The organism is Corynebacterium yonathiae, assembly GCF_027570195.1.
Lineage (GTDB): Bacteria > Actinomycetota > Actinomycetes > Mycobacteriales > Mycobacteriaceae > Corynebacterium > Corynebacterium yonathiae.
In genome coordinates this window covers 20,816-33,565 of the sequence record NZ_JAKMUZ010000008.1, presented here as the reverse complement: position 1 = coordinate 33,565, position 12,750 = coordinate 20,816, and the positions used below count along the sequence as shown (strand labels likewise).

11 protein-coding genes are annotated in these 12,750 nt (G+C 57.7%); 6 read left to right on the top strand and 5 right to left on the bottom strand.

The window, feature by feature from the left end; all coding sequences use genetic code 11:
• Window positions 1–193 precede the first annotated feature (193 nt).
• The 3 genes from L8V22_RS05325 to L8V22_RS05315 form a co-directional block, all read right to left on the bottom strand.
• Window positions 194–880 carry a response regulator transcription factor gene (locus L8V22_RS05325; protein ID WP_238801363.1) on the bottom strand — a complete coding sequence of 229 codons (687 nt, stop codon included), beginning with the start codon at window positions 878–880 and terminating at the stop codon, window positions 194–196.
• A 230-nt stretch (window positions 881–1,110) separates the two neighbouring features.
• Window positions 1,111–2,301, bottom strand: a complete 1,191-nt coding sequence (locus tag L8V22_RS05320) for a sensor histidine kinase (protein WP_238801365.1) — start codon at window positions 2,299–2,301, stop codon at window positions 1,111–1,113.
• A 182-nt stretch (window positions 2,302–2,483) separates the two neighbouring features.
• Window positions 2,484–2,660 (bottom strand): hypothetical protein, encoded by a 177-nt coding sequence (locus L8V22_RS05315; RefSeq protein ID WP_238801366.1) that lies wholly within the window; start codon window positions 2,658–2,660, stop codon window positions 2,484–2,486.
• A 451-nt stretch (window positions 2,661–3,111) separates the two neighbouring features.
• Here L8V22_RS05315 and dnaK point away from each other — a divergent pair, with 451 nt between their 5' ends.
• The 5 genes from dnaK to exaC all read left to right on the top strand — a co-directional run bounded on the left by dnaK (window position 3,112) and on the right by exaC (window position 9,205).
• Entirely contained in the window at window positions 3,112–4,962 is a 1,851-nt protein-coding gene (gene dnaK / locus L8V22_RS05310; RefSeq protein WP_023020007.1) for a molecular chaperone DnaK, read from the top strand.
• On the top strand, window positions 4,962–5,669 hold the full coding sequence (gene grpE / locus L8V22_RS05305; RefSeq protein ID WP_238801368.1) for a nucleotide exchange factor GrpE: 708 nt from the start codon (window positions 4,962–4,964) through the stop codon (window positions 5,667–5,669). The genes dnaK and grpE overlap by 1 nt, the downstream gene beginning before the upstream one ends.
• 96 nt (window positions 5,670–5,765) lie before the next feature.
• Complete coding sequence (gene dnaJ / locus L8V22_RS05300; protein WP_238801370.1) at window positions 5,766–6,971, top strand: molecular chaperone DnaJ; 1,206 nt, start codon at window positions 5,766–5,768, stop codon at window positions 6,969–6,971.
• 20 nt (window positions 6,972–6,991) lie between these two features.
• Window positions 6,992–7,441, top strand: a complete 450-nt coding sequence (locus L8V22_RS05295) for a heat shock protein transcriptional repressor HspR (RefSeq protein WP_238801371.1) — start codon at window positions 6,992–6,994, stop codon at window positions 7,439–7,441.
• Window positions 7,442–7,684: 243 nt separating this feature from the next.
• Window positions 7,685–9,205 (top strand): acetaldehyde dehydrogenase ExaC, encoded by a 1,521-nt coding sequence (gene exaC / locus L8V22_RS05290; RefSeq protein ID WP_238801373.1) that lies wholly within the window; start codon window positions 7,685–7,687, stop codon window positions 9,203–9,205.
• A 23-nt stretch (window positions 9,206–9,228) separates the two neighbouring features.
• Here exaC and L8V22_RS05285 read toward each other — a convergent pair whose 3' ends face one another.
• Window positions 9,229–10,395 carry an alpha/beta hydrolase gene (locus tag L8V22_RS05285; protein ID WP_238801374.1) on the bottom strand — a complete coding sequence of 389 codons (1,167 nt, stop codon included), beginning with the start codon at window positions 10,393–10,395 and terminating at the stop codon, window positions 9,229–9,231.
• Window positions 10,396–10,746: 351 nt separating this feature from the next.
• Here L8V22_RS05285 and L8V22_RS05280 point away from each other — a divergent pair, with 351 nt between their 5' ends.
• Entirely contained in the window at window positions 10,747–11,562 is an 816-nt protein-coding gene (locus tag L8V22_RS05280) for a carbon-nitrogen hydrolase family protein (protein WP_238801376.1), read from the top strand.
• Here L8V22_RS05280 and L8V22_RS05275 read toward each other — a convergent pair.
• Window positions 11,559–12,737 (bottom strand): FAD-binding oxidoreductase, encoded by a 1,179-nt coding sequence (locus tag L8V22_RS05275; protein WP_238801378.1) that lies wholly within the window; start codon window positions 12,735–12,737, stop codon window positions 11,559–11,561. The genes L8V22_RS05280 and L8V22_RS05275 overlap by 4 nt on opposite strands.
• Window positions 12,738–12,750 lie beyond the last annotated feature (13 nt).

Below are 12,750 nucleotides of genomic sequence, written 5' to 3'. Positions count from 1 at the left end.
TTGTTGCCTGGGAAATACTATGAACTTTTGTGTTGCCGTAATTATAGGGAAGCGCCAAACGTGATGCTAGTCTCTTTTGGAAAACTGTATACGGGGGGTAGAAAAACAAAAAATAAACCCCAGCATGTGGGGTTCAGGGGGGTATTGACTCATTCGGGGGTAGTCTACCCCCGGATTGTCCGACAATCGGGGTTTAAGAACCGTAGCCGGCCTTGAGGGCTTTCACTGCCAGCTCGAGGCGGGACTTAGCGTGGAATTCACTGAGCAGGGTGGATACATATTTCTTCACCGTACCCGGTGCGTAGTGCGTGCTCTTGGCAATTTCTTCATTGGACTTGCCTTGGCAGACCAGGTCTAGAACCTGCTCTAAAGCAGGCGAGATGTGGCGGCTGTCCTTAATTTGCGCGGTAGCGGCGGCTACATCGGCATCACTTCTCTCAGTGTTCCAATCAGGAAGCTGCTTAAAGAGGCGGGTGAGGGATTGCGGGGTGACAACAGTGCCGCCGCGTACAGCCTCACGCACGGTATCTAAGATGTAGACCGGCTTGGAGCTTTTCAGAATATAGGCCGCAGCTTTATTGGACATGACCTCTTTGAGAGTTTCATCATTGTCCATCGCGGTCATCGCGACAAAGACCGGCGGATTTTCCAGCTTGTTAACCTCGCGCAAGAGGGTAGTGCCATCCATCTCGGGCATGTGAATATCAGCCACGATCACATCGAAGTCTTGCTCATTCAGAAGCTCGAGGGCGACCTTGCCATTTTCTGCGGTGGCGCGCACCTCCATGTCCTCGGCCGAGGCGAAGTAGCGCCCCAGGGCCTCGAGGACAAGTGGATCGTCATCGACGACTAAGAGGGAAGTTTTTACTTCACGCACCATGGAGCTGGGCAACCAAATGCAATATCGACAGGAGATGCGTATGCCGTGGTCTCTGGTAGTTCACCAGGGGTGGGGCCGGTGCCGAAGATAGAAGAGGACAACATTAGTGGGGCGAGAAAGCTAGCGAGTGCGGCCTGCATCAAGGCGCTCCTTTTTTGAAAGTTTGAGTAGGCAGAAACAAGCGAAAGCTTAGTGTATGAATTAAGCCTTTGCTATACAACGTGGTGGAACTAACGTCGCTTGTGGGCGGTAGGCGGCAGAAATAGGTTCAATTGCCAGTTTCCGGATTCCAAATCTGTGTCCAGTCGTGCGTCAATCGTGGCTGCGATTCGGTTCATTGAGGACATGCCAATGCCGGAGGACATTTCTGTGTTCTTGCTTGTTGGTTTAGCTACGGGGTTAGTGATGGTGATGACCGTCCAGCCCATATGGGGACGAACGGAAATCAGAATCTCCGCCCCCGGTGGGGAATACTTCACTGCATTGAGGCAGGCTTCTGTGGTGATGGCTGCAATGGGCTCAAGAATTTCTTGGGGAAATTCTGGCGCAAACTCCTCGCCTGTGACCTCAACAATGGGTGACCGATTGAGACGCGAAAGACGCTCTTCTTCCTCGGAAATTAGTTGAGCGAAGCTCGTTGGTTTTGTGGTTGAACCAAAACTCATGCCGTCGTTAATCCCATCGATATTATTTCGGAGGACCTTCGTCAGTGCGCGTACTTCCGACATAGTAGAGCGCATGGAATCACTGAGCTCATCGAGTTTCTTAGCCAGTTCTGGCTGTGTGGAGTATTCGAGGCTCAGAGCTTCGAGCTGCATGGTATTTACCGTTAGGGTAGAAACAACCGAGTTGTGCAGGGTTTCTGCCAGATCGGATTGACGGCGCTTCACGTCGTTGTTCCACTCCACCATGGCAGATCTATACCGGTTTGCTGAATGGGCGAAAGTTGCTCCAATCACGCCACCGACGCTAATTAGCATTCCCCAAGTGAAGGCTGGGGCAGGGTGAATACTTAGTTCAAGCGTTTCAGGATCAATGAGTCCGCAAATCCAAAGGGGTAGGCCGATTGCAATTGTGCGGCTATGTTTGCCGTGGTAAGCAACTACGGCTAGGAAAATCGGGGCTAGAAACACCGAACAAATAAAAGGGGTTCTAACGAGAAATGTAGCGGTTAGCCAAGCGGCAATAAATGCACCTGACATACCCAACGGCCAGCGATAACCCAAAGTAGTTATCACTGTAAAAACTAGTCCAAGGATGGCTGCCGATAACTGGTGCTCTATGGGGGTAAGAAATGCGCCGAGTAGTGTCAGTGCCACACAAATCACCGCAGTTAACGCGGCCGTTCGTTGCAGGGTCATGGCCGCGCGGATGCGTTGATAATTGGGTGGCTGTGAAGGTTTCGACACGATGCGGTCCACGCCTCCTGGATGCTCAGGCTCAATGGTTAGTACCTTCTCAGTGTAGGCACCGCGAACGTGAAACAGTGATTGAAAACAGCGAAACCCCCGCACCTTCGTGCGCGGTTCCTTGTGGTGGGTTCCGAGCGGAGGAAGAAGGTGAGGGGTTTAGCTGGTCTTCATGAAGGAGTGCAGATTGCTAATTACTTAGCTTCTGCAGCAGCCTCTGCGTCATCCTTGGAGGACAGGCCCTCGAATACGGAGGACAGGCTCTCGGAGTCGGTGTTGGACTCGGAGGAGGTCTCGATGAGGCCCTTGATGCCCTTTACGAGTGCCTCGAAGTCGATGGCGGAGCTGAGGTCTACGAGGGAATCGAACATATATATTCCTTTCGGATCGGCGGAGTAAAACTACAATCTCTCTCTGGGGTAGCAGCTCTTAACTGCTGTGATTCCTAGTATGCGGCAGTGGGCGCGCGCCGCCAATCCTCTTTTGGATCCTTTCTGAGGTAACTTTTGGATCCTCTTAAGAGCATTTAAGGATCGCAGTTTGGGTATGGGGCCGTGCGAAGGGAGGGGTGAATGTGCAGGGGTGGGAAAGTGAGCGTCGGTAAGAGCGGCAGTGACCTGGGAAAAGTGGGACTTTTGAAGAAAAGTTGAGTCGTGGGGAATAACTTTTATAGGCTGCCTGTTGTAAGGATTGAGTGACACGGACTCAAGGTTGTGTGACTGGGTGTGAAAGTTCTGCTACAGTAGCGCTCGGACGCAACGAGAAGTTGAGTCACTGACAGTCAACTTTATTTATTACCCCAAGATAAAAGGAGAAGAAATCATGGGACGCGCAGTAGGTATTGACCTTGGTACGACGAACTCCGTCGTTTCCGTACTGGAAGGTGGAGAGTCCACCGTTATCGCCAACTCTGAAGGCTCCCGCACCACGCCTTCCGTCGTTGCCTTTGCAAAGAACGGCGAAATTCTGGTTGGTCAGTCCGCCAAGAACCAGGCGGTAACCAACGTTGATCGCACCATTCGCTCCGTTAAGCGCCACATCGGCTCTGACTGGAAGATCAACATTGATGACAAGGACTACACCTCCCAGGAGATCTCTGCTCGCACGCTGATGAAGCTGAAGCGCGACGCAGAGGCTTACCTCGGTGAGGACGTTACTGACGCCGTTATTACTGTTCCTGCATACTTCGAGGACGCACAGCGCCAGGCCACCAAGGAAGCTGGCCAGATTGCAGGCTTGAACGTGCTCCGTATTGTCAACGAGCCAACCGCAGCCGCTTTGGCTTATGGCCTAGAAAAGGGCGAGCAGGAGCAGACCATTCTGGTATTCGACCTGGGTGGCGGCACCTTCGACGTCTCCTTGCTGGAAATCGGCGATGGCGTGGTTGAGGTTATGGCAACCGCCGGCGATAACGAGCTGGGTGGCGATGACTGGGATCAGCGCATCGTTGACTGGCTGGTAGACCGTTTCAAGACCTCCCAGGGTGTTGACCTGACCAAGGATAAGCGCGCCGTGCAGCGTCTGCGCGAGGCTGCAGAGAAGGCGAAGATTGAGTTGTCCTCCTCCCAGCAGGCCAATATCAACCTGCCGTACATCACCGTTGACTCCGACAAGAACCCCCTATTCTTGGATGAGACTCTGACCCGTACCGAGTTCCAGAAGATTACCCAGGATCTGCTGGACCGCACCAAGGCTCCGTTCAACCAGGTCATCAAGGATGCTGACCTTTCCGTCGGCGATATCGACCACGTTGTTCTGGTTGGTGGTTCCACCCGTATGCCGGCCGTATCCGACTTGGTCAAGGAATTGACCGGTAAGGATGCAAACAAGGGCGTTAACCCGGACGAGGTCGTTGCAGTTGGCGCTGCCCTGCAGGCGGGCGTGCTGCGTGGCGAGGTCAAGGACGTTCTGCTTCTTGACGTCACCCCGCTGTCCCTGGGCATTGAAACCAAGGGTGGCGTGATGACCAAGCTCATCGAGCGCAATACCACCATTCCGACGAAGAAGTCCGAGACCTTCACCACTGCAGAAGACAACCAGCCTTCTGTGCAGATCCAGGTCTTCCAGGGCGAGCGCGAGATGGCTACCGCCAATAAGCTGCTCGGCTCCTTCGAGCTTGGCGGCATTGCTCCAGCACCGCGCGGCGTTCCACAGATTGAGGTTACCTTCGATATCGATGCCAACGGCATCGTCCACGTGACCGCAAAGGACAAGGGCACCGGTAAGGAAAACACCATCAAGATTCAGGATGGTTCCGGCCTGTCTCAGGAAGAAATTGACCGCATGGTCAAGGACGCCGAGCAGCACGCCGAAGAGGACAAGAAGCGCCGCGAGGAGCAGGAGCTGCGCAATAACGCAGAGTCCACCTCCTACCAGACCCGCAAGTTCTTGGACGACAACGCTGACAAGGTATCCGAGGACGTCAAGACCAAGGTCACCGAGGCTGCTGATGCCGTCGATGAAGCTTTGAAGGGTGATGACCTCGAGGCCATCAAGTCCGCAGTGGAGAAGCTGTCCACCGAATCCCAGGAGATGGGCAAGCAGATTTATGAGGCACAGGCTGCCGAGGCCGGTGCTGAGGGCGCTGCCGATGCTGGCGCTGCTCAGGGTGACCCGAACGTCGTCGACGCTGAGGTAGTTGACGAGGACGAGAATAAGGATGGCAATAAGTAATGACTCAGGACAGCGGAATGCCGCACAACCCAGGCGACCCGGAAAACACGGATCCGGAGGCTACCTCGGCTGACCGCGCTGAGGCTGCTGCCGAGCAGGCTGAGGAGGCCCAGGCCGCGCAGGAAGCGCAGGCCGATGCCACCGAAGAAGCCGAGCTGGATCCCACCCTCGATGCTGACCTCGAAGAAGCGCTGGCAGATGTCAACGCCGATGAGGTAGAGGCCGAAGCTGCGGGCGAAGAGCCCGCCGGCACCGGCGTTAGCGATGTGGAAGCACAGTTGGCAGAACGCACGGAAGACCTGCAGCGTCTGAATGCGGAATACACCAACTACCGTCGCCGCACCGAGCGCGACCGCCAAGCGGTAATCGAGACCGCCAAGGCCAAGGTCATCGCAGATTTCCTGCCTGTCCTTGATGACCTGGAACTGGCCGATGAACACGGTGACTTGGAAGGCCCGCTCAAGGCGTTTGCGGATAAGCTCCAGGACACTCTGGCGAAGCACGAACTCGCTGCCTTCGGTGAAGAGGGCGATGCCTTCGACCCGGAGATCCACGAGGCCGTGCAGGACTTGTCCTCAGGCGATGAGCAGGTGCTCGGCACTGTGCTGCGCAAGGGCTACCGTGTGGGCGACAGGCTCGTGCGCAATGCCCTGGTCATCATCGCGGACCCCAGCGATGAGTCCAGCAGCTCGGAAGACTCCGAGTAAATAACATAAAGGGCGCCCTGGGAACTGACTATTGACCTTCCCGCGGCGCCCTTTTACTTAACTTTATCGATTCTCTTTGAAAGGAGGAGATGCCCAGTGAGCGCTAAACCCGAATGGGCAGACAAAGATTATTATGCGGATCTGGGGGTCTCCTCGTCCGCAGATCAGAACGAGATTAAGCGTGCCTACCGCAAGCTAGCGCGTGAAAACCACCCCGATACCCACCCGGACGACCCCGCAGCAGCGGAAAGGTTCAAGAAGGTTGCGGAAGCCTACGACGTGCTTTCCGACGCCTCTGAGCGCCAGGAATACGACCAGTTCAAGATCATGCTCCGCAACGGTGGCGGTTTTGGACGGATGGGAGGCGCCGGATTTCCCGGCGGGTTTCGATCCACGCGCATGGGTGGACAAGGTGCGCAAGAATTCGACCTCTCGGACCTCTTCGGAGGATCCGCTGGAGGAGCGGCTCAAGGCGGCGGTGTTGGGGATATCTTCGGTAGCGTTTTCAACCGCGGCGGTAGTGCTGGCCACTCAGCTAAACCGTCGCGGGGGGCCGACGTCGAAACGGAAATAACCCTTGCCTTCCGCGAGGCCGCCAAGGGAACCACCATCCCCCTGGCACTGAGCGGCAATGCGCCGTGTACCACGTGCCACGGCTCTGGTTCCGCCTCCGGCAAGACCTCTACCTGTGGCACCTGTAGCGGCACCGGCTTTACCTCGGAAAACCGCGGCGCCTTCGGCTTTTCTTCCCCCTGCAAGGATTGCGATGGCACCGGCCGCCGCATCACGGACCCCTGTAAGGACTGCCACGGTACCGGCACGGTTCATCGCACCCGCAATATCACCGTGCGCATCCCGGCCGGGGTCATCGATGGCCAAAAGGTCCGCCTTGCGGGTCAGGGCGAAGCAGGCCCTAACGGCACTCCCGCCGGTGACCTCTTTGTAGCGGTGACTGTAAAGCCGGACAAAGTTTTCACCCGCGAGGGCGATGACCTGCACGTTACCGTTCCGGTTTCCTTCACGGAGCTGGCCCTGGGCGATACCATCGCGGTTCCTACCTTGGATAACCCGGTACGCGTGAAGATCCCGGCTGGCACGCCGGACGGGCGGACGTTGAGGGTGCGCGGGAGGGGCATCGCCAAGCGCGGGGGCAACTCCGGTGATCTGTTGGTTAGCGTGCAGGTTACCGTGCCCACCAAGCTCGATGCTGCCGCCTCCAGTGCCCTGCGCACCTATGCTCAAGCGGAAAAGGACTCCGGTTTCAACCCACGTGCGGGTTGGGCCGGCGCCGAGAATGCTTAAGGCAGGAGGTGTGTTAAGAAATGAGCACTGGAAAGGCAGAAGATTCCGGCACTGCGGTGTATGTGATTTCCGTTGCCGCGGAACTATCCGGAATGCACGCCCAAACTCTGCGCACCTATGACCGCATGGGATTGGTCTCCCCGGCTCGTACTCGGGGTGGTGGCCGCCGCTACTCCGATCGGGACATTGAGTTGCTGCGCAAGATTCAGGCGCTGTCCCAAGACGATGGCGTCAATCTTGCCGGAATCAAGTCCATCATCGAGTTGACCGAGGAACGCGATCGTCTTGAGGCCGAGCGCGATGCCCTAGCCGAAGAGGTTCGGGCCCTGCGCGAGGAGGCTGCTGGACGTCGCTCGCGGCGCAGCGGTGAACTTGTTCATGTCCCTCGGTCTACCTCCGTGGTGATGTGGAGCCCGCGTACCGCGCGCGAGCGCAAACGCGCCCGCAGCCGGGGACACGGTCAGGACTAAAGCTCTCTGCAGACGAGTTAAACCCAACCCCGCAACCAGCTTTCCCGCTGGCTGCGGGGTTTTCTTCTGCTTGCACATTGGCGTCGCAATGCGAATGCTTGCAAAGGAAGTGACCGCAATCAGTGCATATTGCAAAGTTTGGGGTTAGTATATCCAGCAAGCGGGTGACCTACGGCACATTAGTGTCCGGTGGTGTCTCGCAACACTTTTATCTTAAGTCTTCTCCTGGAAAGGACACGCACCATGACCTTGTATGCAGCCCCGGAAACCGAAGGTTCCATCGTTGACTTTCGCGAACGCTATGACAACTACATTGGCGGCCAGTGGGTAGCACCCGTCGACGGTGAATATATGGACAACATCAGTCCGGTCAACGGCGAGGTATTTTGCCAAGTGGCCCGCGGCAAGGAAGCCGATATCAACCTGGCTATCGACGCCGCGGAGAAAGCCTTCGAAACCTTCGGTAAAACCACTCCAGCCGAGCGCGCATTGCTCCTGCACCGTATTGCGGACCGTATCGAGGAAAATCTGGAAAAGATTGCGGTCGCTGAAACCTGGGAGAACGGAAAGGCCGTGCGCGAAACCCTTGCCGCTGATATTCCGCTCGCGGTAGACCACTTCCGCTACTTCGCCGGCGCCATCCGGGCCCAAGAAGGCCGCCTATCCCAGCTCAACCAGGACACCGTGGCCTATCACTACCATGAGCCGCTCGGCGTAGTAGGCCAGATCATCCCGTGGAATTTCCCGCTGCTTATGGCCGCTTGGAAAATCGCACCCGCACTGGCTGCGGGAAACTGCATCGTTATGAAGCCAGCGGAACAAACTCCGGCATCCATCCTGCTGCTCATGGATATTATCGGTGATCTCCTCCCTGCCGGCGTGCTCAATATTGTCAACGGACTAGGTGAGGAGGCTGGCGCGGCACTTTCCGGCTCGGATCGCATCGCCAAGATTGCCTTCACTGGCTCTACTCCGGTGGGCAAGATCATCAACAAAGCCGCCGCAGACAAGGTCATCCCCGTAACCCTGGAACTGGGCGGTAAATCCCCATCTATCTTCTTTAAAGACATCATGGATGAAGATGACTCCTACTTGGAAAAGTGCGTGGAGGGTTTTGTCATGTTCGCCCTCAACCAAGGCGAGGTCTGCACCTGTCCATCCCGAGCCCTGGTCCATGAGGATATTGCGGATAAGTTCTTGGAGCTGGCCATTGAGCGCGTAAAGAAGATCAAGATTGGCCACCCACTTGATACGGAGACCATGATGGGCGCGCAGGCTTCCCAGGAACAGATGGACAAGATTAAGCAGTATCTGGAGATTGGTCCGCAGGAGGGTGCGGAGACCCTCATTGGTGGGCATGTGAACGAGGTGGAAGGCCTGGAAAAGGGCTACTACATTGAGCCCACCGTGTTTAAGGGGAATAACGATATGCGCATCTTCCAAGAGGAGATCTTCGGTCCAGTGCTTTCTGTGGCTACGTTTAAGGACTATGACGAGGCGATTGCCATCGCTAATGCCACTAACTTTGGTCTCGGTGCTGGGGTGTGGTCGCGTAGTCAAAACATTTGCTACCGCGCCGGCCGCGATATTCAGGCCGGCCGTGTATGGGTAAACCACTACCACGACTACCCAGCACACAGCGCCTTTGGTGGCTACAAGGAGTCTGGCCTTGGCCGTGAGAACCACTTAATGATGCTGGGGCACTATCAGGAGACCAAGAATATGTTGGTCTCCTACTCGGATCAGCCGGCCGGCTTGTTCTAAAAGCTCTTCCCAAGGTGGGCGGCCTAGTGCGCCCGTGCTACCTGGCCTAGCCCCCGCAGGAACTGTGGGTCCTCCCAATAGGTGCCGTGGTCACCAGGAAGGTTATCTGCGCCGGGAAGGGGAGTGGCACCAAAGGCATCGGTGGTGGGATCGGGGCCATGAATGCCACCTTTAGGCCCCGTCGCGATTGCGATGGGGTCGTTGGCATTTGTAGCTGCCCAGATACGACCGTGGAGCTCTGTAGCGTGGCCAGCACCGGTGCCAGGGCTGCCGACGAGCACGACATCGTCAGCAATCTTGTCCTCCTTAGCGGCGTGCCCGGTGACAACAGAGCCATAGGAATATCCCACCACGGTTCGCTTGGCCTGCGGATAGCGTGCACCAAGCGAGCGCTGAAACCGGACGAGCTCTTGGCTGGCGGTGCGGGCGGGATCGGCATGAACCGCTCGGGGCAGGGAAGACGGTGCTTGGTAGCCCAACCACACCACGGCCGGACCGCCGCTGGCTTTAGCTAGGTTGCGGCCGCGGTCCACCGCGCGTTGCCAAGTAGCGGGATCGGAGGAATGAACTCCTTCGACAAATGTGGTGAGCGATGCCGGCGTAGTACGGAAGCCGCCGGGATCCACCATGGCTACGAGTCGGCCGTCGCCTGCTTCTAATACCTTCATATCAAGGTTCTTTGCGGCCAGCTTAGCCACGTGCCCGTTAGATTGGGCTAGGTTAATCTCGTGAATAGTCTCCAAAGGTAGATCGGAAAAATCTTCAAGCCGCACTGGAGGAGCAACACCAGCAGGCGTACACAGAGCGTCAATTTCTTGGGAGCAGAGCCAGTCGAGCGAATCGCCCAGAGCCCGCACCTGCTGCAACAAAAGCCCAGCTGCGCTCGCCGCTGCGGCATTGCGCTCGTCTACCTGGCCGAGGAATGAGATGATACGGTCTTCCAGTTCCTCACGGCGGGCCTGCAGGTCGGCGTGGCGTTCAAGGGTAGCGGCAACCTGCTCCATCTGGTGCAACGGCGGTGTCAGCCAGTCGGTGTAGCCCGCCAGACTGGTACGGGCAGCGTCGCCGGCAGGTCCTTCCAGCGATAGGTTAGACCAATCCTGGCGGTCTTCTATAGTTCGAAGGTGTAGCTCAGAGCGGTCTGTGCGTAGTTGGTTGGCGCCATCTCTTAAAGCCGCTGAAAGGGTCATCGAGCGGCTCCCAATGACTGACCTAGTCGAGAATCCGCTTCGGCAGCGGTAGCAAGAAAGCTCCCGACAGAGCGCAATTGCTCGGTCGTCGCGACCTCGGTTGCGGTCACGGCACTGGACCAAGCGGACCGAGCCCGCTCCAGTGCGGCCGCGGTTCGGCAGCTGCTATCGAGCGCGGCCGTCGGTGGCGGCAGCGCAGGGCGGGAGAGAAGGGAACGGACATAATCGGGTAAGTGCGTGGGAATTTCTAAATAACTCATGCTCCTAAGACTGATAGACCGGTCAGCTAAGCGCTAGGGATACAAAATCAGCCTGTGGATAACTCTGTCCCGCTGCATTACTTTGGGAGGCATGAAGGTAGCAGCAGTGCAATTGACGTCCACCGGAAATATCGAAGAGAACCAAGAACTGGCCCTAGCCAAGATCCGTGAGGCGGCCGGAAACGGGGCGCGCCTTATCGTGCTGCCGGAGGCCACGTCCCAGAATTTCCGCTCGGGGCGTCTTGATGAGCAGGCACAGACGCTCGAAGGCCCGTTCGCCACGGCGATCCATGCGCTTGCAGAGGAGCTCGAGGTCACCGTCGTGGCCGGCATGTTTTGCCCAGCCGATACCGTGGAGCGCGATGGAAAGACCATTAATCGCGTGACCAATACTGCGCTCATTGCAGGCCCCGGCGTGTTGGGCGGGTACGACAAGGTTCACACCTATGATGCCTTTGACTACCGCGAGTCGGATACGGTTTTAGCTGGTGAATCGCTGGTGGCCTTTGATGTGGACGACCTTATTGTGGGAGTGGCGACCTGCTACGATATCCGCTTCCCAGAGCAGTTTAAAGAGCTGGCCGGCCAAGGTGCCCAGCTCATTGTGGTGCCTACTAGCTGGGCGGACGGCCCCGGAAAACTGGAGCAGTGGCGCCTTCTTACGGCCGCGCGCGCCTTGGATTCCACTAGCTATATCCTCGCGGCCGGACAGTCGCGCCCGGGTGGTGACGCAGAGGCCGGCAATCCCTCCGGCCCGACGGGCATTGGGCATTCCACCATCGTCGATCCGAACGGCGTGCGCGTGGCCGAGGCCGGCTACGTGGATGACATCCTTTATGCCGAAATCGATCCGAATGAGGTAGCGAAAACCCGCCGCGCCCTGCCGGTTTTGACCGCTGTGGATTAGGCGAGCGCCGCGTAGTCTTCCGGCTCCCAGCGCCCATCGCGGCCCCAGCTAAGGACGTCAATCTGCTGCTTGCCGACGCCCCTTTTAATCAATCCTTCCTTACCTTCCCCTACCTCTTCGGCCGGTCCGATAAGTAGAAAGCGCGGGGGAGTGCCTGTGGATAACTCCACCTCGTTGACTACTACATCGGTCGGTTCCCCGGAAACCACATAGTCGGAACCGGGGGCCAATTCGCGGGCGTTGAGCAACCACGGATCCTTTTCTTCCCGCACGATCCGGCGCACCGGTACGCCTAGGGACTCCAGGTTCTGCTGGAAGTAGGTGTCATAGTGGGCGCCGGGGCTGCCCGCCACGGCAAAGATGTGTGGTACTTGGACTTGGCTGCGGTCACCAGTGCTCAGCGCGGCGAGCGCCGCGCAGCGAGCCGTAGCCCAGCCGGTGCCGTAGGAAATGATGACCAGTTCACCTGCGCCTGCGTTGGGGAGGCTGATGCCGCCGGCGGGCTGGCCCAGCGTCCACCAATCGCCGGGCTGTGCGTGCGCGAGGGACCGGGAGGACGCGCCTGCAGCGGTAACGTGGAAGACTACTTGCCCGGTTCCGTCGCTGGGTTGCGCAGGAGTAAGCATCCGCCATTGACCGGGCAAGTACTGTGTGGTCACGGGAAAGTGTTGTCCCGGCTGATAGGGCACGGCTAAACCGGCTTCCACGCGAATAATAGAAGTATCGCGCGTGGGATGTTCCACAGCCATCACTTGTGCCGAATGTGCCGGTGCCTCGCCCGCGGCGTCGGACTCCCGTGCTGCCTCGGCCATTGTCTCGCATATCTGGTTAATGACGTCGCAGGAAAAGTTGTATTGATACTGCGTCAATGCCAATACCCGCAGGCCCGCCACGAGGGCGTCGGCAAAGCGGGAATATACCTCTGCGGGAAACCCATGTCGGCGGTGGTCGAGGGCGAGCTGGGTAAGCTTTGCGGAGACGTCGGCAAGCAAAGGCTTTCCAGGCTCCGTATGCTCAATCACCCACGCCAGCGCAGGTACCAGGGAGGTATGAGTATCGCGCATGGACAGGGCAAAAATCTGCCGGGATTCGGGCACCGCATTAAAGAAATGCTCGTGCACCGCATCGCGGTACTCTTCTGCGTGATTTCGAAAATGCTCGCCCAATTCCCACATGCTTGACCATTCT

Excerpts from the sequence above, each read along its gene's own strand:
- L8V22_RS05325 (WP_238801363.1), bottom strand. The coding sequence starts at position 880 with ATGGTGCGTGAAGTAAAAACTTCCCTCTTAGTCGTCGATGACGATCCA.
- L8V22_RS05315 (WP_238801366.1), bottom strand. The coding sequence starts at position 2,660 with ATGTTCGATTCCCTCGTAGACCTCAGCTCCGCCATCGACTTCGAGGCA.
- dnaK (WP_023020007.1), top strand. The coding sequence starts at position 3,112 with ATGGGACGCGCAGTAGGTATTGACCTTGGTACGACGAACTCCGTCGTT.
- grpE (WP_238801368.1), top strand. The coding sequence starts at position 4,962 with ATGACTCAGGACAGCGGAATGCCGCACAACCCAGGCGACCCGGAAAAC.
- L8V22_RS05295 (WP_238801371.1), top strand. The coding sequence starts at position 6,992 with ATGAGCACTGGAAAGGCAGAAGATTCCGGCACTGCGGTGTATGTGATT.
- exaC (WP_238801373.1), top strand. The coding sequence starts at position 7,685 with ATGACCTTGTATGCAGCCCCGGAAACCGAAGGTTCCATCGTTGACTTT.
- L8V22_RS05285 (WP_238801374.1), bottom strand. The coding sequence starts at position 10,395 with ATGACCCTTTCAGCGGCTTTAAGAGATGGCGCCAACCAACTACGCACA.
- L8V22_RS05280 (WP_238801376.1), top strand. The coding sequence starts at position 10,747 with ATGAAGGTAGCAGCAGTGCAATTGACGTCCACCGGAAATATCGAAGAG.
- L8V22_RS05275 (WP_238801378.1), bottom strand. The coding sequence starts at position 12,737 with ATGTGGGAATTGGGCGAGCATTTTCGAAATCACGCAGAAGAGTACCGC.